This is a genomic window from Delftia sp. ASV31, assembly GCF_016428765.1.
Classification (GTDB): domain Bacteria; phylum Pseudomonadota; class Gammaproteobacteria; order Burkholderiales; family Burkholderiaceae_C; genus Comamonas; species Comamonas acidovorans.
In genome coordinates, this window is sequence record NZ_JAELTK010000013.1 from 33,155 (window position 1) to 58,853 (window position 25,699).

General features: G+C 66.8%; 21 protein-coding genes and 1 pseudogene. 13 read left to right on the forward strand and 9 right to left on the reverse strand.

Translation table 11 applies throughout. From position 1 onward, the window contains the following. Positions 1-2: 2 nt before the first annotated feature. The gene (locus tag JHD82_RS07120; protein ID WP_199135834.1) at positions 3-863 is read right to left on the reverse strand and encodes a fumarylacetoacetate hydrolase family protein; all 861 of its coding nucleotides are present in this window, start codon (positions 861-863) and stop codon (positions 3-5) included. 155 nt (positions 864-1,018) lie between these two features. Here JHD82_RS07120 and JHD82_RS07125 point away from each other — a divergent pair, with 155 nt between their 5' ends. Continuing rightward, on the forward strand, positions 1,019-1,996 hold the full coding sequence (locus JHD82_RS07125) for a LysR family transcriptional regulator (protein WP_097201397.1): 978 nt from the start codon (positions 1,019-1,021) through the stop codon (positions 1,994-1,996). Here the strand turns inward: JHD82_RS07125 and JHD82_RS07130 are convergent. Together JHD82_RS07130 and JHD82_RS07135 are read right to left on the reverse strand one after the other, a co-directional pair. After that, complete coding sequence (locus JHD82_RS07130) at positions 1,990-2,943, reverse strand: glyoxylate/hydroxypyruvate reductase A (protein ID WP_199135835.1); 954 nt, start codon at positions 2,941-2,943, stop codon at positions 1,990-1,992. The genes JHD82_RS07125 and JHD82_RS07130 overlap by 7 nt on opposite strands. Beyond that, the gene (locus JHD82_RS07135) at positions 2,940-3,353 is read right to left on the reverse strand and encodes a VOC family protein (RefSeq protein WP_199135836.1); all 414 of its coding nucleotides are present in this window, start codon (positions 3,351-3,353) and stop codon (positions 2,940-2,942) included. The genes JHD82_RS07130 and JHD82_RS07135 overlap by 4 nt, the downstream gene beginning before the upstream one ends. 131 nt (positions 3,354-3,484) lie before the next feature. On the opposite strand from JHD82_RS07135, the gene JHD82_RS07140 reads away from it, so the two are divergent. Next, a complete protein-coding gene (locus tag JHD82_RS07140; RefSeq protein WP_016445479.1) occupies positions 3,485-4,339 on the forward strand; it encodes a LysR substrate-binding domain-containing protein in 855 nt (284 codons plus the stop codon). 148 nt (positions 4,340-4,487) lie between these two features. On the opposite strand, the gene JHD82_RS07145 is transcribed toward JHD82_RS07140, so the two are convergent. Next, entirely contained in the window at positions 4,488-5,396 is a 909-nt protein-coding gene (locus tag JHD82_RS07145) for a LysR family transcriptional regulator (protein WP_199135837.1), read from the reverse strand. Between the two features lie 125 nt (positions 5,397-5,521). Here JHD82_RS07145 and JHD82_RS07150 point away from each other — a divergent pair, with 125 nt between their 5' ends. Continuing rightward, the gene (locus JHD82_RS07150; RefSeq protein ID WP_097201393.1) at positions 5,522-6,274 is read left to right on the forward strand and encodes an SDR family oxidoreductase; all 753 of its coding nucleotides are present in this window, start codon (positions 5,522-5,524) and stop codon (positions 6,272-6,274) included. A 174-nt stretch (positions 6,275-6,448) separates the two neighbouring features. After that, entirely contained in the window at positions 6,449-7,126 is a 678-nt protein-coding gene (locus JHD82_RS07155; protein ID WP_197944240.1) for a glutathione S-transferase family protein, read from the forward strand. A gap of 79 nt (positions 7,127-7,205) precedes the next feature. Here JHD82_RS07155 and JHD82_RS07160 read toward each other — a convergent pair whose 3' ends face one another. Next, positions 7,206-8,090 carry a LysR substrate-binding domain-containing protein gene (locus JHD82_RS07160; RefSeq protein WP_097201392.1) on the reverse strand — a complete coding sequence of 295 codons (885 nt, stop codon included), beginning with the start codon at positions 8,088-8,090 and terminating at the stop codon, positions 7,206-7,208. A 133-nt stretch (positions 8,091-8,223) separates the two neighbouring features. On the opposite strand from JHD82_RS07160, the gene JHD82_RS07165 reads away from it, so the two are divergent. The 7 genes and pseudogenes from JHD82_RS07165 (at position 8,224) to JHD82_RS07195 (ending at position 16,458) form a co-directional block, all read left to right on the forward strand. Continuing rightward, on the forward strand, positions 8,224-9,498 hold the full coding sequence (locus JHD82_RS07165) for a ribulose-bisphosphate carboxylase large subunit family protein (RefSeq protein ID WP_199135838.1): 1,275 nt from the start codon (positions 8,224-8,226) through the stop codon (positions 9,496-9,498). Between the two features lie 8 nt (positions 9,499-9,506). Beyond that, on the forward strand, positions 9,507-10,916 hold the full coding sequence (locus tag JHD82_RS07170; RefSeq protein WP_199135839.1) for a four-carbon acid sugar kinase family protein: 1,410 nt from the start codon (positions 9,507-9,509) through the stop codon (positions 10,914-10,916). Positions 10,917-10,934: 18 nt separating this feature from the next. After that, positions 10,935-11,954, forward strand: coding sequence for a TRAP transporter substrate-binding protein (locus tag JHD82_RS07175; RefSeq protein ID WP_199135840.1), 1,020 nt, complete (start codon positions 10,935-10,937; stop codon positions 11,952-11,954). A gap of 5 nt (positions 11,955-11,959) precedes the next feature. Continuing rightward, a complete protein-coding gene (locus JHD82_RS07180) occupies positions 11,960-13,831 on the forward strand; it encodes a TRAP transporter large permease subunit (RefSeq protein ID WP_199135841.1) in 1,872 nt (623 codons plus the stop codon). A 29-nt stretch (positions 13,832-13,860) separates the two neighbouring features. Beyond that, complete coding sequence (locus tag JHD82_RS07185) at positions 13,861-14,631, forward strand: SDR family NAD(P)-dependent oxidoreductase (protein ID WP_012207444.1); 771 nt, start codon at positions 13,861-13,863, stop codon at positions 14,629-14,631. Between the two features lie 56 nt (positions 14,632-14,687). Continuing rightward, a pseudogene (locus tag JHD82_RS30450) lies at positions 14,688-14,873 on the forward strand (pyruvate kinase); the annotation flags it as partial. Between the two features lie 166 nt (positions 14,874-15,039). Further along, positions 15,040-16,458: an RtcB family protein gene (locus JHD82_RS07195; protein WP_199135842.1), complete on the forward strand. Its 1,419-nt coding sequence runs from the start codon at positions 15,040-15,042 to the stop codon at positions 16,456-16,458. Between the two features lie 15 nt (positions 16,459-16,473). On the opposite strand, the gene JHD82_RS07200 is transcribed toward JHD82_RS07195, so the two are convergent. Beyond that, positions 16,474-18,435 carry a sigma-54-dependent Fis family transcriptional regulator gene (locus tag JHD82_RS07200; RefSeq protein WP_199135843.1) on the reverse strand — a complete coding sequence of 654 codons (1,962 nt, stop codon included), beginning with the start codon at positions 18,433-18,435 and terminating at the stop codon, positions 16,474-16,476. Positions 18,436-18,757: 322 nt separating this feature from the next. Here JHD82_RS07200 and JHD82_RS07205 point away from each other — a divergent pair, with 322 nt between their 5' ends. Together JHD82_RS07205 and JHD82_RS07210 are read left to right on the forward strand one after the other, a co-directional pair. After that, complete coding sequence (locus JHD82_RS07205) at positions 18,758-20,281, forward strand: aldehyde dehydrogenase family protein (RefSeq protein ID WP_012207447.1); 1,524 nt, start codon at positions 18,758-18,760, stop codon at positions 20,279-20,281. Between the two features lie 67 nt (positions 20,282-20,348). After that, positions 20,349-20,723, forward strand: coding sequence for a DUF779 domain-containing protein (locus JHD82_RS07210; RefSeq protein WP_071956811.1), 375 nt, complete (start codon positions 20,349-20,351; stop codon positions 20,721-20,723). An 18-nt stretch (positions 20,724-20,741) separates the two neighbouring features. Here JHD82_RS07210 and JHD82_RS07215 read toward each other — a convergent pair whose 3' ends face one another. From JHD82_RS07215 to JHD82_RS07225, 3 genes are all read right to left on the reverse strand, one after another. Continuing rightward, complete coding sequence (locus JHD82_RS07215; RefSeq protein WP_012207449.1) at positions 20,742-21,329, reverse strand: peroxiredoxin; 588 nt, start codon at positions 21,327-21,329, stop codon at positions 20,742-20,744. 76 nt (positions 21,330-21,405) lie between these two features. Next, the gene (locus JHD82_RS07220; RefSeq protein ID WP_199135844.1) at positions 21,406-24,474 is read right to left on the reverse strand and encodes an efflux RND transporter permease subunit; all 3,069 of its coding nucleotides are present in this window, start codon (positions 24,472-24,474) and stop codon (positions 21,406-21,408) included. After that, positions 24,467-25,642, reverse strand: a complete 1,176-nt coding sequence (locus JHD82_RS07225) for an efflux RND transporter periplasmic adaptor subunit (RefSeq protein ID WP_199135845.1) — start codon at positions 25,640-25,642, stop codon at positions 24,467-24,469. The genes JHD82_RS07220 and JHD82_RS07225 overlap by 8 nt, the downstream gene beginning before the upstream one ends. Between the last annotated feature and the right edge of the window lie 57 nt (positions 25,643-25,699).

The following is a 25,699-nucleotide window of genomic DNA, read 5'->3' on the forward strand; positions in this document are numbered from 1 at the left end:
AGTCAGACGGCAGCGCTATCAGTGCCGATACGGTTGCGCAGCACGCCCAGGCCCGTGATCTCGACCTCGACCACATCGCCATGCTTCATGTACAGGGGCGGCTCGCGGCGGTCGCCCACGCCGCCCGGCGTGCCCGTGGCGATCACATCGCCGGGCGACAGCGGCGTGAAGCGCGACACATAGGCCACGATGGTGGGGATGTCGAAGATCAGGTCGCCCAGGCTGGCCTGCTGCACCACGCTGCCGTTCAGGCGCGTCTGCAGCGCCAGGCCGCGCACGTCGGCCACCTCGTCGCGCGTGACCAGCCAGGGGCCGAAGGGCGCCGTGCCGGGAAAGTTCTTGCCGGGCGTGAACTGGTGCGTATGGCGCTGCCAGTCGCGCACGCTCACATCGTTGAAGCAGGCATAGCCGGCGATGTGGTCGAAGGCATCTTCCTTTGCAATGTGGCGCCCGCCCCGGCCGATGACGAAGGCCAGCTCGCCCTCCCAGTCGAAACGCTCCGAAAAGGCCGGGCGCAGCAGCTCGTCGCCATCGGCGGCCAGGCTGTCGTTGAAGCGCAGGAACAGCGACGGGTGCTCGCTGTCGGCGCGCCGCGTCTCGGCCACATGGGTCTTGTAGTTCAGGCCCACGCAGATGAGCTTGCCGGGGTTGGGGATGACGGGCAGCGCCTGGGTCTGCGCCGCATCGACGGACACGGCGCCGGCCTGCAGGGCCTGCTCCAGCTCGCCCAGCGCCTGTGCGCGCAGCACGGACAGCAGGTCGGGATGGCGGGCGAGAAAGTCGGCGGGCGGCAGCAGGAAGCGCTCGGCCAGAACCTGCCCGTAGCGGGGCTGTCCGGCATGGATGAAGCTGGCGAGTTTCAACGGATTTTCCTTAGGTTCGGTGTCTGGAAAACCTGCCAAGGCAAGGCCGCTGGCAAGGCATGACTGCACTGTAGAAATCCCGTTGATATCTGGATAGATAGAATTTCAGGCTTTCAGAATTGCCTCATCAGGCATACCTCAACCGGGTAACCACCATGCACCTGCCCAGCGTCAAGCTCTTCCTCGAGGTCTCCGAAGCCGGCAGCATCAGCAAGGTCGCGGCACGGCGGCACACCGTGCAGTCGCACATCAGCCGGCAGATCAGCGAATTCGAAGCGTCTCTGGGCGGCCCCTTGCTGCGGCGCACGGGCCGAGGCGTCACGCTGACGCCGCTGGGGGCGCGGGCCGCGCTGCGGCTGCGCAGCTGGCTGCAGGAAACCGAGCAATTGCAGGAAACGCTGCGTGCGGACGCAGGCCAGCTATGGGGCGAGGTGCGGCTGGGCATCGTGCCCTCGGCCGCGCACCCGCTGATGACGCATGTGTTCGACTGGCTGCAGCGCGAGCACCCGGGCATACGCCTGAACATCACCGAGGCCCAGGGCACGGAGCTCGATGCGCTGCTGGACAGCGGCGCCGTGGACCTGGCCATCCTCTTTCGCTTCGCACGCCCGGCCGGCGGCGACGAGCGGCTGCTGAGCACCGCGCACAGCTATCTGGTGTCGCGCCCAGGCGACCCCTTGACCCTGGCGCCCACCACGGAGTTCGCCGCGCTCGACGGCCTGCAGCTGGTGCTGCCGCGACGCCCCAGCCATTGGCGCGACGCGCTCGATGAGGCCGCGCACAGCCACGGCTTTCGGCTCGCGGCGGCCGCCGAGGCCGACTCGCTGACCGTGCAAAAGGAACTCGTGGCCCACGCGCCCGGCCTCTACTCGGTGATCGGCCCGTATTCCATCGATGCCGAACTGCGCCAGGGCCGGCTGCAGGCCAGCCGACTGGTCAACCCCGGCCTGGTGCGCCATGTGACGCTGGCCTTGCCCCGGCACGGCAAGCTCACCCAGGCCTGCCGCGTGGTGGGCGATGCCATCGAGGCCTTGACGCAGGCCTGGGGACAGCAGCTGTCGCCGGGGCCGCTGAGCACCTCGGGACTGCTCGGGGAGCCTGCGCGGCCGAAGGGCAGGCCCCGCCCTCAATAGCCCCGCGCCGCGTCCACCGCCTGCGGCAGCTCGCCGCTGGCGCGCCAGCGCCGGATGTTGCCCGCCACGATGGCCGATGCCGTCGCGCGGTCCGTGGGTGCCGAGATGTGGGGCAGCACGGTCACGGCGGGGTGCGCCCATTGCCATGACGCTTCGGGCAGGGGCTCCTGCTCGAACACGTCCAGCACGGCATGGGCCAGGCGGCCGCCATCCAGGGCGGCGCGCAGCGCGGCATCGTCCACGATGGGGCCGCGCGCAAAGTTGATCAGCGAGGCATGGGCAGGCAGCGCGGCCAGCGCCTGCGCGCCGACGATGCCGCGCGTCTGCGGCGTGAGCGGCAGCAGGCACACGAGGATGTCGGTCTGCGCCAGCATGGCGGGCAGCGCGGCATCACCCGCATGGCATTGCACGCCTTCCATGCGCCTGGGCGTGCGGCTCCAGCCGCGCACCTGGAAGCCTGCCGCCAGCAGCCGCCGCGCGCTGGCTTCGCCCAGTGCGCCCAGGCCCAGCAGCGATACCGTCCTGTCCTGCGCGCGCACGCCGTCATGCGCCAGCCATTGGCGCGCGGCCTGCTGGCGGGCATAGCGCGGCATGTCGCGGTGCAGGTACAGGGTCCAGGCCAGCACGGCCTCGGCCATGGTGTCGGCCAGTTGCGGGTCCACCAGGCGGACGATGCGCAGGTCGGTATCGCCCAGGTCGGCCACCAGGCGCTCCACGCCGGCCCAGACGCTGTGCACCCATTGCAGGCGCGGCAGCGTGCGCAGGTCGGCGGGCTGGGGGTTGGCGACGATGGCGACCTCGCAGGCCGCGCGCTGGTCCGCATCCAGCGTATCGAGCGCCACCACGCGCTCCTCGGGCAGGGCGGCCTGCAGGGCCTGCAGCCAGGCCTGGGCTGCCGGGTAGCCGGGTGCGCAGACGAAGGGGAGCGGGGGGAGCGAGGCGCTCATTTGGCGAAGACCTTGTCCAGGTCGGCGAAGCCCTTGACCTCAATGGGATTGCCGCTGGGGTCGCGGAAGAACATGGTGGCCTGCTCGCCGGGCTCGCCCTCGAAGCGGATGCCGGGCTGCAGCACGAAGTCCACCACGCCGCCCGACAGCCGCGCGGCCAGGGCCTTCCAGTCGTCCATGCCCATCACCAGGCCCAGGTGGGGCATGGGCACCATGTGGTCGCCCACGCGGCCGGTGTTCGTGACCGGGAAGGGCTCGCCCAGGTGCAGCGAGATCTGGTGGCCGAAGAAGTCGAAGTCCACCCAGGTCTCGGTGCTGCGGCCTTCCTGGCAGCCGAGCAGCGTGCCGTAGAAGGCGCGCGCTTCGTCCAGATCGCGGACATGGTAGGCAAGGTGGAAGCTGGTGCGCATGGCTGATCCTTTGGTTGTGCTTGTGGTGCAGGCAGGTTCGCAGGCCGTGGCCTGCCGTGGGTGGCGCGAGCCTAGCAGAGGCTTTTCAAAAGTGATAGCGTTGATTTCTTTGCAATCCCCAAGGAAATCTTTTGGAGACCCGCTATCTCAAGAGCCTGATCGCCGTGGTGGACAGCGGCTCCATCGCCGATGCGGCGCGCGCCGAGCACCTGACCGCCGCCGCCGTGGGCCAGCGCGTGCAGGCGCTGGAGCGCGAGCTGGGCTTTGCCCTGCTCTCGCGCAGCGGCCATGCGGCCCGCCCCACCCAAGCCTGCCTGGCCCTGCTGCCGCGCGCGCGGCGCCTGGTGCGCGAGGCCGCGCTGCTGGGCAGCGATGCCAGCGCCGATGGGCTGGCCGGCACGCTGCGCATCGGCGCCATCTCGACCGCGCTCACGGGCATGCTGCCGGCCGCGCTGCGCAAGCTCACGCAGGCGGCGCCGCAGTGCCGGCCCGTCATCGTGCCGGGCACCTCGCGCGCCCTGTTCCAGATGCTGCAGGCCGGCGAGCTCGATGCCGCCGTCATCGTGGCCCCCCCTTTTGAACTGCCCAAGGCGCTGCGCAGCGTGCAGCTGCGCCGCGAGCCGCTGGTGCTGCTGGCACCGCCCCAGGCACGCGGCCGGCCTGCCGCGCTGCTGCGCAGCCTGCCCTACATACGCTACGACCCCGATGCCTGGGGTGGCCGCCATGCGGCCGACTGGCTGGCCGACCAGGGGCTGGAGCCCGCGGTGCTGTGCGACCTGGACGCGCTGGAGGCCATTGCCATGCTGGCCGCCGACGGCATGGGCGTGGGCCTGGTGCCGCACTGGACGGGCCTGGAGCGCTTCATGGGCGACTGCCGCATGCTGCCCATTGCGGGCGCCGCCTATGAGCGCGCCATCTTGCTGGTGACCAGCGCCGAGCCCGACCTGCCGCGCATGGCCGAGCTGCTGGAAGGCGCACTCGCGTAGGGAATGTCTCGCATGGACTTCTCAAGAAAAGCAAGATTCGGCAGAGCAAGGGGCTGAAGGGTTTGCAGTCTCACATTCGGCCTGTCGATGCAAGGTGTTCGTACTGCTGGCCCTGATGGCATTCGCGGGTGACCAACGAACGAAACATTTATAGATTCGGCAAAGGAGTGCGGCCATTCAAGGCAGGAATCCTCGAAAACAACTCACCCATAAAGTCCATGAACACGACAGCCCGCGTGGGTAGCAGCCTGTTGGCCACATAGACGATCTGCACCGGTACGGGCGGAGCCGCATGATCCGTCAAAATGAACTGCAATCGGCCGCTGTTCAGCCCACCCTCAAACAGCCACGCAGGTCCTTGAGCTACGCCCAGGCCTGCCATGACCGCAGTACCCACTGCGTCGGGCGAGTTCACCCTGAGCCTGCCGGAAACCGGGATATCCGCGTCGCGGAATCGCCAGATCGCCCCGGACGACAACAGGGTGTAGATGATGCAATCGTGATCGCGCAGGTCATCTGGAGTCTGCGGAACTCCACGTTTGGCCAGGTAGTCCTTGCTGGCCACGAAGACGCGGTCGTACCATCCAAGACGCCGGGCCCGCAAGCTACTGTCCTCCAAGTGTCCGATGCGAATGGCGATTTCGGTCCCTTCGTTGACCAAGTCCACGTATCGATCGTTGAATTGAAGATCCAAGGTCAATTGGGGATAGCGCTCCAAAAAGGTCGGCACGTGTGGCAACACAAATGCGTGTGCGAGAGCCGTTGGGCAGGCTACGCGCAAGAGCCCTGATGGCTCGACGTTGTTCCTGAAGGACGATTCGGATTCATCTACCGCATCCAGGATTCGCCGGATGTCCGCGTAGTAGCGTTCGCCCTCCGGCGTCAAAGATAGCTTTCGCGTGGACCGGTGGAGCAGGCGCGCCTGCAAATGATCTTCCAGCGCCGCCACATAGCGACTGACATTGGGTTGCCCCAGGCCCAGATCACGCCCCGCAGCAGAAAAGCTTCCAGTTTCCACGGCGCGCGCGAAGCAGCTCATCAAGAGAAATCGGTCCATTACTCACCTCAATTCATGCAGTTTCAGCATTAATCTTATACATAAGTCATATCTTATGTATTTTTTTACATGGATGCATCATTCCTGCGGTCGACCTGGTCGGTCGTCGTTCTCAGGAGAAATCAATGTCGCGCTTGCAAGGCAAACGTACTCTCATCACTGGCGGCACGAGTGGCATCGGGCTGGAAACCGCAAAGCAGTTTCTGGAGGAAGGCGCCCGCGTCATCGTCACGGGCGTAAATCCCGATTCGATCGCAAAGGCACAAGCCGAACTGGGCCCCGAAGTTCAGGTGCTGCGCGCCGACTCGGCCAGCGTTGCTGCCCAAAAGGAATTGGCACAGATCATCAAGGAGCACTACGGCCAACTGGACATTGCCTTCCTCAATGCCGGCGTATCTGTCTGGCTGCCCATCGAGGAATGGTCGGAAGAGATGTTTGACCGCTCTTTCGACATCAACGTCAAGGGCCCCTACTTCCTGATGCAGGCACTGCTCCCGATCTTCGCGAATCCCGCCTCCGTCGTGCTCAACACCTCCGTCAGCGCGCATGCAGGCGCAGCCCGCTCGTCCGTGTATGCCGCCACGAAGGCCGCATTCTTGAACATGTCGAAGACGCTTTCGACTGAATTGCTGGGACGTGGCATCCGTGTCAATGCGGTCAGCCCCGGACCGATCGAAACGCCGCTGTACGACAAGCTCGGGATTCCGGACGCGTACCGCGAGCAGGTCAACAAAGATATTGCGGCGAGCATTCCGCTTGGGCGCTTCGGCACGGCCGACGAGGTGACTAAAGCCGTGCTGTATCTGGCTTCCGACGAGTCGCGTTGGACGGTGGGCTCTGAAATCGTCGTTGACGGCGGCCGCCTGCTCAATGGTTAAGCGCGCAGCCCAGGAGGTCGGCGAAAGCGTGTTGGCTCGGGCAGAGTCAACGAGGCGCTGACGGCCTGCTTCAGCGCTGCGTGACAGCTCCTCCACTCCAGGCAAAGGAAACAGCGGTACGTGGCCCCATGCCGCTGTTTCCCCTGCACAAACCCTCCAGAGCCTCACATCACTATGACTGCACTTACCCTGATAAGCCACCCGCTGTGCCCCTTCGTCCAGCGCGCCGTGATCGTGCTTCTTGAGAAGGGTGTGGAATTCGATCGGATAGACGTCGATCTGTCAGCCAAGCCAGACTGGTTCTTGGCACTTTCACCGACCGGCAAGGTGCCGGTGCTCAAGGTGCGCCAAGCGAATGCCGAGGACGCGATCCTGTTCGAAAGCGTGGTCATCTGCGAGTACCTCAATGAAACGCAAGGCGGTGCGCCGATGTACCCCGTTGATGCATTGCCTCGCGCACAGCACCGCGCGTGGATCGAGTTTGCCGCCCAGACCTTCGCCGAAGGCTGGCAGTTCCTCCACGCTCGCGACTCTGCAACCGCCGATGCCAAGCGCGCTGCATTTCGCGAACGGCTGGGCAAGCTGGAGTCAGAAATGGATACAGGGCCATTTTTCGCAGGCGAGGCCTTTGGCATGGTCGATGCGGTTTACGCCCCGCTGTTCCGATACTTCGACATCACCCCCGCGACGGTCGCGTATCAGATCTTCGACGGCCTTCCGCGCATTTCAGCGTGGCGATCGGCGCTTGCGGAGCGCCCCAGCGTGAGGCATGCCGTCGTCGAAGACTATGCCGATCGTTTCCAGAGGCATCTGCGCGAGCAAGGCTCATTCATCGCTGTTTCCTCACGGTAACGATCAACCAGCCCAAATCTTCCAATCAGGAGTCAAAAACATGCGCCTCCATCAAAGCGCCGCACTGACCGCAGACCATCTACGGCTCCGATGCGCGCAACTCATCGTGCAACCAGTCGACCAGCTTCACCACATCAGGTCTGCGGCTAAGGTGTGGAGCAGTCCAGATCGCTAGTCGGTTGGGGCCACACACAAAGCCCATGGGAGCAACCAAGGTGCCGCTCATCAGATCATCTCGGACCAGCATATGGGGCACATTCGCCATACCCAGACCACAACGGGCGCCTTGGATAAGCAGGTAGAAGTGGGCGAATGACTCATCTACGCGCAACTCCGGGCTCATTTGCCCACTGCAACTGGCCCAGTCGGCCCAGGCTGTTGGTCGGGTGAGCGAGATCATCAGCCGTGCTCGAGCGAGATCTTCGAAGGACTCGATGCGGTGGTTCTGCAGATACCCAGGTGAGCATACCGGCCCAATCCATTCATGAGCCACATCCGCTCGGACAGCCTCCTTTGGGGGGTCAATCGATGACAGACGAATGGCCACACTGACCTTGTCATGAGCGAAGTCGATCGGACCATGGCTCATGTTGAAGCGAAGCTCCACCTCGGGGTTGATCTCCTTGAAGCGATTCAGCCTGGGAATGAGCCAGTACATCATGATCGACTCCGAACATGCCAATGTGAGCGGGCCAGGCTTGAGTTGCTCGACACTTGACTGAATCAGACCAAAGGCCGTAGAGAGGCCTTCCGCCAAGCGCAACCCTTCGTTTGTTGGCGTCGCACCCTGCGCTGTGCGTTGCAGAAGCGCCAGGCCCAGCGAGTCTTCAAGCGTGCGGATATGGCGACTCACCGCGCCATGCGTCACCGAGAGTTCTTCAGCTGCCGCGCTGAAGCTGCGCAAACGCGCTGTCGCCTCAAAGGCGCGCAATCCGTTGAGCGAAAGTCGATGCGGCGTGGCCATGGCGAGTTTTTGATCTAGGGTCAACCCGTACGTTTTGTGAGTTTATATCACAGCCATTCGAAATTGAATCGTTTGCCTCATTGGTTTGTGACGCCTACCCTTCGGTCTATCAAAGACAGAAGCTCACAGCCTCATGAACAACATCGCCCCGCGTAAAGAGTTCACCGCCCGCTATTTCGTCGAAAGCTCGGTCGCCTCCGAAAAGATCGCGCAGGTGATCTCCGGCGAACAGTCCAGCGGCACCTTCCTTTCACTGCCCGGTGAGACCGATGAACTGAAAGAGCGGTCCCGCGCGCGGATCGCCAGCATCAAGCCACTCGCACCCGGGCTTCAGCCGACGCTTCCAAGCGCCTATGTCGGCCGGCATCCGCACGGCGGCGTCTTCCACCGCGCGGAGATTGAGATCGCGTTCCCTGTCGCCAACGTCGGAGCCAATCTGTCGAGCATGCTGGCCACCATCGCGGGCAACCTGTACGAGCTCGGTGAAGTCACCGGCCTGCGCCTGCTCGACCTTGATCTCGCCCCCGAATACGCCGCGCAGTTCGCCGGCCCCGCCTTCGGCATCCCCGGCACCCGGCGTCTCGCCGGCGTCCATGGCCGGCCGTTGATCGGCACCATCATCAAGCCCAGCATCGGTCTCACGCCCGCACAGACCGCCGAATTGGTCGACAGCCTCTGTGCAGCCGGCATCGACTTCATCAAGGACGATGAACTGATCGCCGACCCGCCGTACGCGCCGTTCGACGAGCGCCTGCGCGCCGTCATGCCGGTGTTGCAACGCCATACCGATCGCCTCGGTCGCATGCCGATGTACGCGATCAACATCTCGGGTTCGGTCGACGAGATGCTGCGCCGCCACGACGCCGTGCTCGCCGCAGGCGGCAGCTGCGTGATGGTGAGCATCAACTGGGTCGGATTCAGCGCCGTCGAACACCTGCGCCGCCACTCGCAGTTGCCGATCCATGGTCATCGCAATGGCTGGGGCGCGTTCACGCGCCATGGAGGGCTCGGCTTCTCGTTCCAGGCCTACCAGAAGCTGTGGCGCCTGGCCGGCGTGGATCACCTGCACTGCAACGGCATCCGCAGCAAGTTCTGGGAGCCGGACGACTCGGTGATCGCCTCCGCGAAAGCTTGCCTGGCGCCCTGGGCGGGACTGCAGCCGCTGATGCCGGTGTTCTCGTCGGGTCAATGGGCCGGCCTGGCGCCCGACCTGTACGGCGCGCTCGGCGCGGTGGACCTGATGCACCTCGCGGGCGGCGGGATCATCGGCCACCCCGACGGCATCGCCGCCGGCGTGGCAAGCATGCGCGAAGGCTGGGAGGCGGCGGTGGCCGGCGTGAGCCTGGAGCACTATGCCGATGCGCACCCAGCGCTACAGCGCGCGCTGGTTCATTTCGCCAACCTGTAGGAGCCGGTATGAAGCTTGCCTTCTACGGTGACGATTTCACCGGGTCCACCGATGCACTCGAAGTGCTGGCGTTCGCCGGCCTGAACTGCGCACTGTTCCTCGACGTGCCCGACGAGCAGACGCTGGCCGAGTTCGGACCTTTCGACGCGATCGGCGTGGCGGGCGCGAGCCGCGCGATGTCGCCGGCCGAGATGGACGCGCAACTCGCACCCGTGCTTGCAGCGATGTCCCGCCTGCCTGTGCCGCTGGTGCACTACAAGGTCTGCTCGACCTTCGACAGCTCACCAACCATCGGCAGCATCGGGCGGGTCATGGACCTGTCGCGCACGGCCTTCGGTGACACCGCGATTCCCATCGTTGCCGCCACCCCCGCGCTCGGCCGCTACTGCGCCTTCGGCAATCTGTTCGCGCGCTCCGGCACCGACGACCGTGTGCATCGCATCGATCGCCACCCAATCATGAGCGTGCACCCTGTAACGCCGATGCACGAGGCGGATCTGGCGCGCCACCTCGCAGGGCAGACCGCGATGCCTGTCACCGGCTTCACGCTGCCGCAACTCACACTCGACCGCACCGAGATGGCGGGCGAGTTGCAGCGCGTGGTTGACGCCACGTCGGGCGGCGCGGTGCTGCTGGACGGCACCACGACTGAGCACTTGACCGAGACCGGCCGGCTGCTCGATGGGCTCGCTGGTGCGGCTCAGGGCCGCCAGACACCCTTGTTCTGCATCGGCGGTTCGGGTCTCGAATATGCGCTGACGCAGTGGTGGCACGAGACCGGCGCCCTGCCATCCATCCCGACTACGCACGACCGCTTCGACGGCGTGCCGCAGGTGCTGGCCGTCTCAGGCAGCGCTTCGCCGCTGAGCGCGCTGCAGATCGACGCAGCCGTTGATGCGGGCTTCGTCGAGTTGCCGGTGGACGCTGCCGCGTTGGTCGCAGCGAGCGATCCCGCAGCGGAACTCGCCCGCCTCGTCGATCAGGCCCTGCTAGCGCTGCGCGCCGGCCACAGCGTGATGCTGCACAGCGCGCGCGGCCCGAAGGACCCGCGTATCGAAGCGATGCTGTCCGCGCTCGCCAAGCAAGGCATCAGCCGGGAGCAGGCCCGCCACGAAGGCGGCCGCCTGCTGGGACACCGCTTCGGCGACCTCGTCGATGCGCTGCTGCGTGCGCATCCTCTCAAGCGCCTGCTGCTGTCGGGCGGCGACACCTCCAGCCACGTCACGCAGCGACTGGCCCCGCAGGCTCTGCGCGTCGTCGCCCGGTTGGCGCCAGGCGCTCCGCTGTGCCGCGCCATCTCGCGCGAGCCGCACCTGGCACAGCTCGAAATTGCGCTCAAGGGCGGCCAGATGGGCCAGCCCGACTATTTCGTCAAGGCGTTGCTCGGCACGGCCGACGCCCACCTCTCACTTGCATAAACAACAGGAGACATAACCATGAATTCGATCGACCGCCGACGTGCCATCGTGACTGGCGCCGCACTGATCAGCGCACCGGCATTGGTGCTGCCGCGCTTCGCGCGCGCCGCCGAATTTACCTACAAGTTCGGGACCAACCTGCCGGCGACACATCCCCTCAACGTGCGAGCGCTGCAGGCCGCTGAGCGCATCCTGAAAGACACGGGTGGCCAGGTTCAGATCAACGTCTTCCCGAACAACCAACTCGGCAACGACGCCGACATGCTCTCGCAGCTGCGCGCAGGCGGGCTCGAGTTCTTCACCGTCTCGGGCGTGAACGTGCTGTCGCAGCTCGTGCCCGTCTCATCGATGTGGGGGCTTGGATTCGCCTGGGCGAACGACGAGGCCGTCAACAAGGCGCTGGACGGTGATCTCGGCAAATTTCTGCGCGCGCAGTTCCCCAAGGTCGGCCTGATGGCGATGGACACCGTGTGGAGTTCCGGCTTCCGGCAGATCACCAACAGCGTCCGTCCGATCAACACGCCCGACGACCTCAAGGGCTTGAAGATTCGCGTGCCGGTTAGCCCTCTGTGGACCTCGCTGTTCAAGCATCTCGGCGCCGCACCCACTTCTATCAACTTCGCGGAGACATATTCGTCTCTGCAGACGAAGGTGGTCGATGGTCAGGAGAACCCTTTGGCGATCATCTCGATCGCCAAACTCTACGAGGTGCAAAAGTACTGTTCCATGACCAACCACATGTGGGATGGCTATTGGTGCATGACGAACCAAAAGGTCTGGAGCCGCATGCCCGAGAAGGTAAGGCCCATCATTGCCAAGCACCTGAACCAGGCTGCGCTCGACATGCGCGCCGATGGCGCGAAGCTCGACGCCTCGTTGCGGCCCGAGCTGACTTCCAGGGGGCTGGCCTTCAACGACCCGGAAATCGGGCCGTTCCGTGCGCGGCTTCTTGCGTCGGGCTTCTACGCCGAGTGGAAGAAGAAGTATGGCGATGAGGCCTGGGCCTTGCTTGAGAAGCACACCGGCAAGCTGGGCTGACCGAGATGCACGCCACACCCATCTCCGAAGACGGCCCGCAGCGCGGCGCCGTCGCTGCCTGGGCGCAGCGCGCCCATCAAGCGCTGGGACACCTGCTCGGCTTACCCGTCGCGCTGCTGGTGGCCACCGAAATCGCCGTGCTGCTGGCCGGCGTGGTCGCGCGCTACATGTTCCACTATCCGTTGATCTGGTCGGATGAGGTCGCCTCGATCCTGTTCCTGTGGCTGGCGATGCTGGGCTCTGCAGTCGCCTTCCAGCGCGGCGAGCACATGCGCATGACGGCAGTGGTGGGCAAGCTCGCGCCCGAAGCGCGCGCCTTCCTTGATGTGCTTGCCACCGCCGCGGCGCTGGCATTCCTGCTGCTGGTGCTGCCGCATGCATATGAATACGCAGTGGAGGAGGCGATGATGCGCACGCCAGCGCTGGATCTGCAGAATTCATGGCGCGCGGCCGCGATGACCGCAGGCTTCGGGGCGATGGCGCTGCTGGCCGTACTGCGGCTCGTCGCGGTGGGGCGGCCGCGCCAAGTGATGGCCGCCGTCGGCTTGGTCGTCGCCCTGATGGTCGTGATGACGCTGCTGCAACCGGTGTGGCGACAGCTCGGCAACGCCAATCTGGTGGTCTTCTTCGTGGTCGTCGTCGCTGGGGGAGTGTTCGCCGGCGTGCCGATTGCCTTCGCCTTCGGCCTTGCAACGCTGGGCTATGTGATGCTGGCGACGAACACGCCCGTTCTGATCGTCGTCGGTCGCATGGACGAGGGCGTCAGCCACCTGATCCTGCTGTCGGTGCCATTGTTCGTCTTCCTGGGCCAACTGATCGAGATGACGGGCATGGCGCGTGCGATGGTGGCGTTCCTCGCCAGCATGCTGGGGCACGTGCGCGGGGGCCTGCATTACGTGCTGCTTGGCGCGATGTATCTCGTCTCCGGCATCTCAGGTTCGAAGGCCGCAGACATGGCAGCCGTGGCACCGGTGCTGTTCCCCGAGATGAGGAAGCGCGGCGCCAAGGAAGGCGACCTGGTCGCGCTGCTGTCGGCCACCGGGGCACAGACCGAGACCATTCCGCCATCCATTGTGCTGATCACGATAGGCTCGGTCACCGGCGTGTCGATCGCCGCGTTGTTCACCGGCGGCCTGCTGCCAGGTCTCGTGCTGGCCGTGACGCTGATGGCGGTAGTGTGGGCCCGCTATCGGCACGAAGACCTGAGCGGCGTGCAGCGTGCCAGCCGGCGTGAGATCGGTCGGGCATTTCTGATTGCGCTCCCGGCCATCGCGCTGCCGTTCATCATCCGCGCCGCTGTGGTGGAAGGTGTCGCGACTGCCACAGAGGTCTCCACCATCGGCATCGCCTACGGCGTGCTCGCCGGCCTGTTGATCTACCGGCAGTTCGACTGGAAGCGGATTTATCCGATGCTGGTGGATACCGCAAGCCTGTCAGGCTCGATCCTGCTGATCATCGGTGCGGCCACCGCGATGGCCTGGGGCCTGACGCAATCGGGCTTCTCGAACACGCTGAGCCAGGCCATGCGTGAGCTGCCTGGCGGGGCTGCAGGCTTCATGGCGGTATCGGTCGTCGCTTTCATCGTGCTGGGAAGCATGCTCGAGGGCATCCCCGCGATCGTGCTGTTTGGCCCATTGCTGTTCCCGATTGCCCGCACCGTGGGCATCCATGAGGTGCACTACTCGATGGTGGTCATCCTCGCGATGGGCCTCGGCCTGTTCGCGCCGCCTTTCGGTGTGGGTTACTACGCCGCTTGCGCGATCGGCCGCGTCAACCCCGACGAAGGCATCCGACCGATTGGCGCCTACATGCTGGCCTTGTTCGTCGGCCTCGTGATCGTCGCGGCGGTGCCGTGGATCTCGATCGGCTTCCTTTGAACCCTTCTACCTTCTTATTGGTACCCGACATGACCACCATTTCCGAATCACGTGTCGCGCTCGTCACCGGCGGCGCCAAGGGCATCGGCGCAGAGGTGTGCGCCCGTCTGGCGGTCCTCGGCCACCATGTCCTCGTGGCCGACCTCGATGTCGATGCGGCGACGGCGACGGCACTCGAGCTAAGTGCTGCCGGCGGCCGGGCCACCGCGCTGCGGCTGGACGTCGGCAAGCCCGAGGCTATTGCCACGGCGTTCGAGCAGGTCGAGCGCGAGCACGGGCGCTGCGACATACTTGTCAACTCTGCCGGCATTGCGAAGGTCTTCCCCTTCATCGACTTCCCGCTCGACAACTTCGTCGCGACGATGAACGTCAACGTCACCGGCACGCTGCTGTGCGCGCAAGCGGCGGCTCGGCTGATGGTGAAGCAGGGCTGGGGCCGCATCGTCAACATCGCGTCTGTCGCCGGCATGCGCGCAGTGGGGAGCGGCCGCACCGCCTACGGCACGTCCAAAGGGGCGGTGATTGCGCTGACGCGGCAGATGGCCGTGGAACTGGCCGAGCACGGGATTACCGCCAACGCGGTGGCTCCAGGCCCCGTCGATACGCCGATGACGCAGGCGCTGCACACCGCGCAGTTCCGCGCCGAATATTCGAAGGCCATTCCGATGAATCGCTACGGCACCTGTGGGGAGATCGCCTCGGCCGTGACCTACTTGGTGTCCGAAGACGCTCGGTACGTAACCGGCATCGCGATGCCCGTCGATGGCGGCTTTCTCGCGTCAGGCGCACGCGGCATATAAGGCACCAAAACCTCCAAGGGCACCATGCGCGGTCTTCTCCACGCCACGCTCGGCCCTTGGGCTGCGACCTTTCCATCATCCGCGCCCTGTTGCACGCTGGCGCTGGCGCCTTTCGCCCGAACTTCAGCCACGCAACCCACACCCAGCACCAGGAACGGCTGGACCTGATCCGCCGCGTCGAGCGCGAGACTGGCCGGCCGACCGTCCGATCGATCGGCGTGCTGCTCAAGCTGCAAGGACCGAAGCCGCAGACGATTCGAAAATCTGCCGCTATACTGCGCCCCTTCTTTCTTGAACGAGCTGCTGCAGGAAAGACGTTTTCCGGGCCTTTGCCGCCCGGGTGTCTTTCATCGTCCGTACACCCATCGGACGCGGCGAGCGCCAACCAGGCCTCGCGGATCTGCAGCCATGAGCACTCCTCAACGACTCCAGCGTGCCTTTGCACGCACGGGCATCTCTCTCGACTATCGCGACGGCATCTACCACGTGCGCGATGGCCAGGCCGAGGCCCACATTCTTCTTCCCGACAGCCTTCCCCTGGAGGACAAGGCCGTGCGCCAGCTGCTGGCCTTTGCGGCCGTGCGCCGGCATGACGGCCAGGGCAGCCACGGCGCCGTCTGCCGCGCCTGCGCCACGCCCGACTTCCATCCGGGCACGGTGGCGCCCGTGGGCAGCGTGGTGGCCACGCCATCGGACTTCGTCATTCCGGCCGCCATCGGCACGGACATCAACTGCAGCGTGCGCCTGCTGACCACGGGCGCACGGCTGGACCAGCTGGCGCCGCACAAGGGCCGGCTGGTGGACTTGCTGACCGCCAGCCTGCTGGGCAGCGGGCGCGACGTGCCCGTGACCACGGCCGCCTTCCGCGCGCTGTTCGACCACGGGCCGGCCGCCTTTGTGGACCGGCTGAGCCGCCAGGGCCTGTGGGGCCATGTCGACAGGGACCGCCTGCACCGCGAGCTGGCCGCCTGCATCGGCCTGGACAGCTTCGCTGGCAGCGCCCGCCACGCGCCCCATGCCTATCTGCAGGAGCGCCATGCCGTGTTCCGCGACCCGTGCCTGGGCACGGTGGGATCGGGCAACCATTTCGTGGAACTGCAGGTGGTCGACGAGGTGCTGGACCGCCACGCGGCCTACCGGGCCGGCCTGCGCGCGGGCGACGTGGTGGTGATGATCCACAGCGGCTCGCGCGACCTGGGCTTTTACGTGGGCCAGGCCTGGATGGACCGCGCCCGGGCCGAGTGGCCGCAAGGCGTGAAGCACCCGGCCAGCGGCCTGTACGGCCTGTCGGGTCCGCTGGCCGGCGAGTACCTGCAGGCCATGGGCGTGGCGGCGCGCTATGCCTGGGCCAACCGCGTGGTGCTGGCCGAGCTGGTGCGCAAGGACCTGGAGCAGATCGTGGGCGCAGCGGATTCGCGCCTGGTGGTCGATGTGCCGCACAACGTGGTCCTGCAGCAAAGCGGCATGAACATCCACCGCAAGGGCGCCACGCCGGCCAACGAGGGCGACTTCGCGCTGATCCCGGGGTCCATGGGCGATGCCTCGTACCTGGTCACGGGCCTGGGCGCGGCCGACTGGCTCTGGTCCTGCAGCCATGGCGCGGGGCGGCGCATGCGCCGCCAGGCCGTGCGCGCACTGCGCCCCGAGGCACATGCAGGCCGTGCGGCCGAACAGGGCTGGCAATGCGTGACGCTGCGCGAGGAGCGCCGCATCGAGGAGGCCCCGGAGGCTTACAAGCCCATCGGCCCGGTCATCGAGTCGCAGGAGGCGGCCGGCCTGATCCACGCCGCCGTGAAGCTCAGGCCCTGGATCACCTTCAAGGCCTGAGCACCGGCAGGCGCCTCACTGCAGCCGCAAGCCGTCCGCCGCACGGTCCTGGGCCAGCTTGCGGTACAGCGTCTGGCGGCTGATGCCCAGCATGCGCGCGGCCTGGGTGACATTGCCCCGGCAGTTCTCCAGCGCCTGCCGCACGGCCGAGCGCGAGAGTTCATCCAGGCTCTGCGGCGCAGCGTCGAGCCGGGGGCCGCTGCGGGCGGTCTGCGCCAGCTCGGCCTGGAAGTCGTCGGGCAGGTGCTGCCACTGCAGGCAGTCCTCATGGGGGTCGAGCATGGCGCAGGCCGTTCTCAGCACGCTGGCGCACTGGCGCAGATTGCCGGGCCAGCCATGGCCGGCCAGCTGCGCCAGCAGGGCCGGAGCCATGCGCAGCGGGCGCGCGGGTTCGATGTCGGCCAGCATGTGCGCTGCCAGCGCCTCGAAGTCGCCGCGCTCGCGCAGCGGAGGCAGCTCCACGGCCAGGCCGTTGATGCGGTAGTAAAGGTCGGCACGAAAGCGCCCCTGGTCGGCATCCTCGCGCAGCCTGCGGTTGGAGGCGCTGACCAGCGCGAAATCGACCGCAACGGGCGTGCCACCGCCCAGCGGCACCACCTGCCGCTCCTGCAGCACACGCAGCAGCCGGGTCTGCAGCGACAGCGGCATGTCGCCGATCTCGTCCAGGAACAGGGTGCCGCCATGCGCCTGGCGCAGCAGGCCCGCCTGTCCTTCGCGCCGCCCGCCCGTGAAAGCGCCCTGGCGGTAGCCGAACAGCTCGGCCTCGATCAGCGACTCGGGCATGGCCGCGCAGTTGATGGCCACGAACGGGCCGTCGCGGCGCGGCCCGCTGTCGTGGGCCGCGCGCGCAAACCACTCCTTGCCCACGCCGGACTCGCCCTGGATGAGCAGCGCAATCGGCTTGCCCAGCACGCGCCGGGCCTTGTCGGCCGCCGTGCGCCAGCGCGCATCGCCCGTGTCCAGCCGCGCCAGCGCATCGCGCGCCGGCTGCTGCGGCGCCTGTTCCTGTTGCTGTTGCTCTGCAACCCGTTCCACGACCGAGGACCGGACCGTGCGCCGGTCCGGCACCAGCTGGCCGAACAGCGCCGTGCCGTCATGGCGCCGCAGCGGCTGGGCCGCATCGGGCTGGCGGTGCTGGCGTGACAGCAGCTCCTCCAGCCCGGCGTCCAGCACCTGCTCCAGCGACACGCTGCCCAGTTGCCCCCGCGACAGGCGCAGCAGGGCCAGCGCGGCGCGGTTGGCGCCCACCAGCCATCCGTCCGCGGAGATCAGCGCAATGCCTTCGGCCACCGTGCCAATGCCTTCGGGCCGCGCGTGCAGGTGCAGGCGGATGTGGCGCTGGCCGTCGCAGGCCATGAGGCGGTTTTCGATCATGCGGGCCGCCGTGCCGACCAGGCCCAGCGTGTGCGGGCTGCCCCGGCCATGTTCGCTGGAGATGTCCAGGATGCCCAGCAGCTGGCCCGTGCCCGACAGGATGGGCGCGGCCGCGCAGGTGAGAAAGCCGTTGCGCTCCAGGAAATGCTCGCCGCCCTGGATTTCGATGGAGTCCATCTCGGCCAGTGCCGTGCCGATGGCATTGGTGCCGCGCTGCGCCTCATGCCAGGACGCGCCGCTGGCCAGGGCCACGCGTTCGGCCTTGCCCAGAAAGAAGGGATCGCCGCAGGTATCCACCAGGGTGCCGCAGGGACCGGCCAGCACCACCACGCTCTGGCTGCCGCGCACCTGCTCGGACAGGTATTCCATGACGGGCCGTGAATGCGCCAGCAGCGCATGGTGGCGGCTGCGCAGCACGCCCAGCGCATGCTGCTCCAGGTTGTCGGCGGCGCCCAGGCGCCCGGTGGGACGCAGTCCCTGCTCGATGCAGCGCTGCCACGAGCGCGCCAGGCGCTCGTCCACCAGGCCGCTGGGGCACAGGCCTGACTCCATCAGGCTGTGACGGGCCTGGCGCAAGGCCACAAGGGAGGCTCTCGATTGCATGCTGTCTCCTGCTCGGGCGTCATTGCGCCGCGTTGCAGACCAGTATGCGGGGCCGGCGGGCACCGGGCAAGCCAAGTGGCAGGCCAGGCGCCCGACTGTTCCATTTCTGGACAGTTGTCCTGTTGCGCAACGTCACGGCACAGGGCGAACGCGCACGGGAATACCCGAAGCAGCCACGTCCCGCGTGCCTTTGCGGGCACCTGCCCTGCGGCCTGCAGGCTGGCACGGCTTTTGAATCATGTCTGCCGTCCGGCCATGGCCGGATATGCCGATCCACACCCGATCACAACAGACCCATAAGCATCCTCAGGAGACAAGCAGCATGACCGTCTACGCAGCACCCGGCGCCGCTGGCGCCAAGATCGCCTACAAGGCCCGCTACGACAACTTCATCGGCGGCAGGTTCGTACCTCCGGTCAAGGAGCAGTACTTCGACGTGGTCACCCCCATCAGCGGCAAGGTCTACACCCGCGCCGCGCGCTCCACGGCCGAGGACATCGAACTGGCGCTGGACGCCGCCCATGCCGCCAGCGACGCCTGGGGCCGCACCAGCGCGGCCGAGCGTGCGAACGTCCTGCTGAAGATCGCCGACCGCATCGAGGCCAACCTGGAGCTGCTCGCCTATGCCGAGACCGTGGACAACGGCAAGGCCATCCGCGAGACGCTGAATGCCGACATCCCGCTGACCGTGGACCATTTCCGCTATTTCGCGGGCTGCGTGCGCGCCCAGGAAGGCGCGCTCAGCCATATCGACGAGACCACGGTGGCCTATCACATCCAGGAGCCGCTGGGCGTGGTGGGCCAGATCATTCCCTGGAACTTCCCCATCCTCATGGCGGCCTGGAAGCTGGCGCCCGCGCTGGGCGCAGGCAACTGCGTGGTGCTCAAGCCGGCCGAGTCCACGCCCATCAGCATCCTGATCCTGGCCGAGCTCATTGCCGACCTGCTGCCGCCCGGCGTGCTCAACATCGTCAACGGCTTCGGCCGAGAGGCCGGCATGCCGCTGGCCACCAGCAAGCGCATCGCCAAGATCGCCTTCACGGGCTCCACCTCCACGGGCCGCGTGATTGCCCAGGCCGCCGCCAACAACCTGATCCCGGCCACGCTGGAGCTGGGCGGCAAGTCGCCCAACATCTTCTTCGCCGATGTGATGGACAAGGACGATGCCTTCCTCGACAAGGCCGTCGAAGGGCTGGTGCTGTTCGCCTTCAACCAGGGCGAGGTCTGCACCTGCCCCAGCCGCGCGCTGATCCACGAAAGCATCTACGACCGCTTCATGGAGCGCGTGCTCCAGCGCGTGGCCGCCATCCGGCATGCCAACCCGCTGGACACCGACAGCATGATGGGCGCGCAGGCGTCCAAGGAGCAGCTCACCAAGATCCTGTCGTACCTGGACCTGGGCAAGCAGGAGGGCGCCGAGGTGCTGGCCGGCGGCGGCCAGGCCCATCTGGGCGGTGACCTGGAAGGCGGCTACTACGTGCAGCCCACGCTGTTCAAGGGCCACAACAAGATGCGCATCTTCCAGGAGGAAATCTTCGGCCCCGTGCTGGCCGTGACCACCTTCAAGGACGAGGCCGAGGCCCTGGCCATTGCCAACGACACGCTCTACGGCCTGGGCGCCGGCGTGTGGAGCCGCAACGGCAACGTGGCCTACCGCATGGGCCGCGCCATCAAGGCCGGGCGCGTGTGGACCAACTGCTACCACGCCTATCCGGCGCACGCGGCCTTTGGCGGCTACAAGGAATCGGGCATCGGCCGCGAGACCCACAAGATGATGCTGGACCACTACCAGCAGACCAAGAACCTGCTGGTCAGCTACAGCGAGAACAAGCTGGGCTTCTTCTGAAGTTCTTCCCAGGTGAATGCGGCCGGCGGCGCACAGCGCGGCCGGCCGCCCAGGAAAGGACCAACCCATGGTTGACAAAGTGATTGCCACCGAGGCGGCGCTGGCGCTGATCGCCGACCTGCAGGCGCAGCACGGGCCGGTGTTCTTCCACCAGTCCGGCGGCTGCTGCGACAACAGCGCCGCCAACTGCTACCTGCCCGGCGAGCTGACGATAGGCGCCCAGGACGTGCTGCTGGGCCAGGTGGGCGGCGCGCCCTTCTACATTGGCAAGTCCCAGTACGAATACTGGAAGCACACCCAGCTCATCCTCGATGTGATCGAGGGCCAGGGCGGCACCTTCTCACTGGAGGGCAGCACGGGCAAGGCCTTCCACACACGCTCCAGGCTGTTCACGGACGAGGAATACGCCGAGATCCTGGCCAGCGAGGGCAACGGCCCCTGACAGGGGCCGCGCGGCGGGCTACTTTCCGGTCAGCCGCTTGACCGCGGCCTCGGTCTGGCGCACATGCTCGTCCGGGTCCGAGCCGATGTGCACGAAGCGGACCTTGCCGTCCTGGCCGATCACGTAGGAGATGCGGTCGGCGCGCTGGGGGTCGGCGGCGGCCGAGGCGTCGTAGGCGCGGATGGTCTGCGCCTGCGGGTCCGATGCCACGGCGAACTGGTCGCGGCAGGCCTCGGTGGAAAAGCGCTTGAGCGTATCGATGTCGTCATGCGACATGCCCACCACCGTGGCGCCCATGGCCGCGAAACGCGGCGTGGCCTCGGCAAAGGCGTGGGCTTCCATGGTGCAGCCCTGGGTGAAGGCCTTGGGGAAGAAATACAGCACCACCGGCCCCTTCCTGAGCGTGGCGGCCATGTCGAAATCGAAGGCCTTGCCCGCCACCGCAGCCGGCGTGGTGAAACGCGGCGCGCTGTCGCCCACCTTGAGCGCGGCCTGGGCCAGCGGCGACAGCAGCAGCGCCGCCAGCAGGGGAGCGGCGGCGCGCGCGCAGCGGCGGCCCAGGGATGCGCGTGGGTGGATGGAATCGCCGCAGCGGATATCGGACATGCATGGCCTCCTGAGCCTGGAACGGGATGCCCCATTGTGGCCAATCGGCCAAAGCCCTGGGCGCGTGTGCCGTGCATCAGCGCCGTGCTTCGCCGGGCCTGATCCTGAACCAGATCGAGTACATGGCGGGCAGGAAGACCAGCGTCAGCACCGTGCCGGCGAGCGTGCCGCCGATCAGCGTATAGGCCAGCGTCCCCCAGAACACCGATTGGGTCAGCGGGATGAAGGCCAGGATCGCCGCCAGCGCGGTCAGGATCACGGGCCGGGCGCGCTGGACGGTGGCCTCCACCACCGCCTGGAACGGCGCAAGCCCCTCCCGCTCGTTGTGCTGGATCTGCCCGATCAGGATCAGCGTGTTGCGCATCAGGATGCCCGACAGCGCGATCAGCCCCACCAGTGCGTTGATGCCGAAGGGCTGCTGAAAGACGATGAGCGTCGGCACTACGCCGATCAATCCCAGGGGGCTGGTCAGGAACACCATGACCATGGCCGATATCGACCGCACCTGCAAGATGATGATGATCAGCGTGATGGCGATCATGATCGGGAACAGGGGCAGCATGGCCTTCATGGCCTTGCCGGATTCCTCGATGGAGCCGGCCTCGTCGATGCGGTAGCCCGCAGGCAACGCCTTCCTGATGGGCTCCAGCTGCCGGGTGATGGCCGCCGAGACATCGGGCGGCTGCAGGCTGTCATCGATATCACCGCGGACCGTGATGGTGGGCATGCGGTCGCGGCGGCGCATGACGGGCTCCTCCATCTGCACGGTGACCTCGCCCAGCTGCGACAGCGGTATGCGCTGGCCAGTGGCGTTGGTGAGCGTGAAGTCGCCGACCCTGGCCACATCGTGGCGGGTGCCGCCCGCAGAACGCGCCATCACCTGCACGGTGCGGATGTCCTCGCGCACGGTGGTCACGGGCACGCCGCTGAGCAGGAACTGCAGCTGCTGCGCGACCGCCGCGGAGGTCAGGCCCATGGCCTGCAGCCGGTCCTGGTCCAGGGTGAAGCGCATGACGGGGGTGCGCACGCCCCAGTCGGAGTTCACGGTCCGCATCATCGGGCTGTCGTGCAGCACCTGGTGCACCTGGCCGGCAATGTCGCGCAGCCGCTGCGGGTCGGGGCCGGAGACGCGATACGCCACGGGGAACGGGGAGTACGGCCCGAACACGATCTGCGATGCGCGCACCTGCGCCTGCGGAGCCAGTCCCTGGGCGATGGCCTCGCGCAGCCTCAGCTTGAGCGCGTCGCGCTGCGCCTGGTTGGCGGTGCGCACGACGATCTTGGCGAACGACGGGTCGGGCAGCTCAGGCGAGATGGCCAGAAAAAAGCGCGGTGCGCCCTGGCCGATATAGGCGGTCACGATCTCCGATTCGGGCTGCTGCAGCAGCCAGGCTTCCACCTTGCGGGTGGTCTCGCTCGTCTGGCCGATGGAGGTGCCGTAGGGCATCTGCACCTCGACCATCACCTCGGGCCGGTCGGAGATGGGGAAGAACTGCTTCTTCACGATGGACATGCCCAGCACGGAAGCCACCATGAGCCCGCCCACGACTGCAGCCACCATGCCCTTGCGGGCGATCACCTTGCCCAGCACGCGCCGCAGGCGCTCGTAGCGGGGCGTGCCATACATCGCCGCATGTCCGCCTTCGACCTTCTTGAGAGGGGGCAGCATCTTCACGCCCAGATAGGGCGTGAACACCACGGCCACCACCCAGGACGCGATGAGCGCGATGCCGACGATCCAGAACATGTTGCTGGTGTACTCGCCTGCAGCGGAGCGCGCGAACCCGTTGGGCATGAAGCCCACCGCCGTCACCAGCGTTCCGGACAGCATGGGCGCCGCGGTATGGCTCCAGGCGTAGGCGGACGCGGCCACGCGGTCGTAGCCCTCCTCCATCTTCACCACCATCATCTCGATGGCGATGATGGCGTCGTCCACCAGCAGGCCCAGCGCAAGGATCAGCGAGCCAAGCGTGATGCGGTCGAAATTCTTTCCCGTGGCGGCCATGATGATGAACACGGCCGCCAGCGTCAGCGGCACGGCCGCAGCCACCACCACGCCAACGCGCCAGCCCATGCTGGCGAAGCACACCACCAGCACGACCAGCAGCGCGGCCAGGAACTTGAGCATGAACTCATCGACGGCGGCGCTGATGTTCACGGCCTGGTCCGTCACCTTGGTCAGGCCCATGCCCAGCGGCATGTCTGCGTTGATGGCGCCCACCTCCCTGTCCAGCGCCTTGCCCAGGTCCAGCCCGTTCCAGCCGTCGCGCATGACGACGCCCAGCAGCAAGGCCGGCTCCGCGCCGTTGCGGATGATGAAGGTCGAGGGATCTTCGTAGCCGCGCTGGACGGTAGCGATGTCGGACAGCCTGACCGTGCGGCCCTGGGCCACGATGGGCGTGTCGCGGATCTTCTGCAGCGCGTCGAACGCCCCGTCGATGCGGATGAACACCTGGGGTCCCTGGGTCTCCACCGACCCGGCAGGGGTGAGGGCGTTCTGGTTGTTCAACGCAGCGAAGACGTCCTGCGGGCTGATGCCCAGCGTGGCCAGGCGCTCGTGCGAGAACTCCACGTAGATCCGCTCGGATTGCTCGCCGACGATGTTGACCTTCTTGACGCCCGGCACATGCAAAAGACGCTGGCGCAAGGCTTCGGCATCGCGCACCAGCGCCCGGGGCTCCTCGCCGCGCGCCTTGAGGGCGTAGATTGCAAAGGTCACGTCGGCGTACTCGTCGTTCACCATCGGGCCGATCACGCCCGCCGGCAGGTTGCGGGCCTCGTCACCGAGCTTCTTGCGGGCCTGGTAGAACTCCTCCTGCACCTCGCCGGGGGGCGTGGAGTCGAGCAGGGTCAGCGTGGTGAAGGCCACCCCCGGCCTGACGAAGGTTTCGGTGCGGTCATACCAGCGCAGCTCCTGCAGGCGCTTTTCCAGCTTCTCTGCCACCTGGTCCTGCATTTCCTGCGGGGTGGCGCCAGGCCAGGCCGTGATGATGGTCATGACCTTGACGGTGAAGGCCGGATCTTCCGCCCGGCCCAGCTTCAGGAAGGCAAAGACACCCGTCAGCGAAATCAGCAGGATCAGGAACAGCGTGATGGAGCGCTCACGGACGGCAAGCGCCGACAGGTTGAAACGGCCTTCACTCACGGGACGCTCCCGTGGACACGGAGGACGCCGTGGACGTTGTTGCCGTTGAAGGCGCCTGCGCCTCGCTGTCCAGTCGCACCTGCGCGCCCTCGCTCAGCAAATGCGCGCCGAGCGCGACGATCCGCTCCCCAAGGCCCAGCGCACCCACCACCTGGGCATTGCCGTCCTGCACCTGAACCACGGTGACGGGCTGGCGCCTGACCTGATCGCCCTGCACCACCCAGACAGCGGCGCCCTTGCCCTCGTCGAGGATGGCGCCGATGGGGACCTGCAGGGTTGCCTTGCCCGCTGTCGATGTAGATGTCGATGTCGCTGTGGCTGTCGATGTCCCGCCAATCCTGAGCGTGACCGTGCTGCCCAGCGGGGCGCTGGCCGCCGCGCCGGCGTCCAGCACATAGCGGGCCTCAAAGGTGCGGGTGGCCCGGTCGGCCACATCGGACAGCTGGCGCAGTCTGGCGGGGATGACCACATCCTCCCTGCCGAACAGGCGGGCCTGGGCCGCCGAGCCCAGCGCCGGGCGCAGTGTTTCGGGCAACTGGATGACCGCTTCGCGCCTGCCGGCATGGGCGAGGCGCACGACCACCTGGCCGGCACTGACGACCTGGCCAGGCTCGGCAAGGGTTTCCATCACGATGCCATCGGCATCGGCCAGCAGTTCGGCGTAGCGGCTGGCGTTCAGCGCTGCAGCGGCCTGCGCTTCGGCCGCCCTGAGCTGGGCGCGGGCGGAATCCGCGGCCGCCTTGATCTGTTCATGGGCCAAGGCCGAAACGGCACCCGTTCCCTGCAGGTCACGGTAGCGCTGCTCCTCGTCGCTGGCCTGCTGCGCACGTGCCCTGGCGGCTGCGACGGCCTCCTGCTGGGCATGGGCGGCCAGCTTCAGGTCCACCGGGTCGAGGCGCAGCAATGCCTGGCCCCGCCTGACCGTCTGGCCTGTATCCACCAGGCGCTCGAGCACCTTGCCGGCCACGCGAAATCCAAGATCGCCCTGCACCCTGGCCGCGATGGTGCCGGTGAAGACGCGCTCGGAAGCATTGCCTGGCGCTACCAGGGTGGTACGAACGAGGGGTGGCTGAGTGCGCGGATCCGGCGGCGTGCTTTTGCCGCAGGCAGCGAGTGCAAGTGACAGTGCGCCGACAGCGGCGATGGACAGATGGCGGTGCCGAAGCATGAGGGGTCCCGATCAATGAGCAGGACCCGATTCTGTGATTTGTGACCATTTATGTCA

What these genes read in the sequence shown, in the direction of transcription:
- JHD82_RS07125 (WP_097201397.1), top strand. Translation starts at nt 1,019, where the DNA reads ATGCACCTGCCCAGCGTCAAGCTCTTCCTCGAGGTCTCCGAAGCCGGC.
- JHD82_RS07130 (WP_199135835.1), bottom strand. Translation starts at nt 2,943, where the DNA reads ATGAGCGCCTCGCTCCCCCCGCTCCCCTTCGTCTGCGCACCCGGCTAC.
- JHD82_RS07135 (WP_199135836.1), bottom strand. Translation starts at nt 3,353, where the DNA reads ATGCGCACCAGCTTCCACCTTGCCTACCATGTCCGCGATCTGGACGAA.
- JHD82_RS07145 (WP_199135837.1), bottom strand. Translation starts at nt 5,396, where the DNA reads ATGGACCGATTTCTCTTGATGAGCTGCTTCGCGCGCGCCGTGGAAACT.
- JHD82_RS07150 (WP_097201393.1), top strand. Translation starts at nt 5,522, where the DNA reads ATGTCGCGCTTGCAAGGCAAACGTACTCTCATCACTGGCGGCACGAGT.
- JHD82_RS07155 (WP_197944240.1), top strand. Translation starts at nt 6,449, where the DNA reads ATGACTGCACTTACCCTGATAAGCCACCCGCTGTGCCCCTTCGTCCAG.
- JHD82_RS07160 (WP_097201392.1), bottom strand. Translation starts at nt 8,090, where the DNA reads ATGGCCACGCCGCATCGACTTTCGCTCAACGGATTGCGCGCCTTTGAG.
- JHD82_RS07165 (WP_199135838.1), top strand. Translation starts at nt 8,224, where the DNA reads ATGAACAACATCGCCCCGCGTAAAGAGTTCACCGCCCGCTATTTCGTC.
- JHD82_RS07170 (WP_199135839.1), top strand. Translation starts at nt 9,507, where the DNA reads ATGAAGCTTGCCTTCTACGGTGACGATTTCACCGGGTCCACCGATGCA.
- JHD82_RS07175 (WP_199135840.1), top strand. Translation starts at nt 10,935, where the DNA reads ATGAATTCGATCGACCGCCGACGTGCCATCGTGACTGGCGCCGCACTG.
- JHD82_RS07180 (WP_199135841.1), top strand. Translation starts at nt 11,960, where the DNA reads ATGCACGCCACACCCATCTCCGAAGACGGCCCGCAGCGCGGCGCCGTC.
- JHD82_RS07185 (WP_012207444.1), top strand. Translation starts at nt 13,861, where the DNA reads ATGACCACCATTTCCGAATCACGTGTCGCGCTCGTCACCGGCGGCGCC.
- JHD82_RS07195 (WP_199135842.1), top strand. Translation starts at nt 15,040, where the DNA reads ATGAGCACTCCTCAACGACTCCAGCGTGCCTTTGCACGCACGGGCATC.
- JHD82_RS07200 (WP_199135843.1), bottom strand. Translation starts at nt 18,435, where the DNA reads ATGCAATCGAGAGCCTCCCTTGTGGCCTTGCGCCAGGCCCGTCACAGC.
- JHD82_RS07205 (WP_012207447.1), top strand. Translation starts at nt 18,758, where the DNA reads ATGACCGTCTACGCAGCACCCGGCGCCGCTGGCGCCAAGATCGCCTAC.
- JHD82_RS07210 (WP_071956811.1), top strand. Translation starts at nt 20,349, where the DNA reads ATGGTTGACAAAGTGATTGCCACCGAGGCGGCGCTGGCGCTGATCGCC.
- JHD82_RS07215 (WP_012207449.1), bottom strand. Translation starts at nt 21,329, where the DNA reads ATGTCCGATATCCGCTGCGGCGATTCCATCCACCCACGCGCATCCCTG.
- JHD82_RS07225 (WP_199135845.1), bottom strand. Translation starts at nt 25,642, where the DNA reads ATGCTTCGGCACCGCCATCTGTCCATCGCCGCTGTCGGCGCACTGTCA.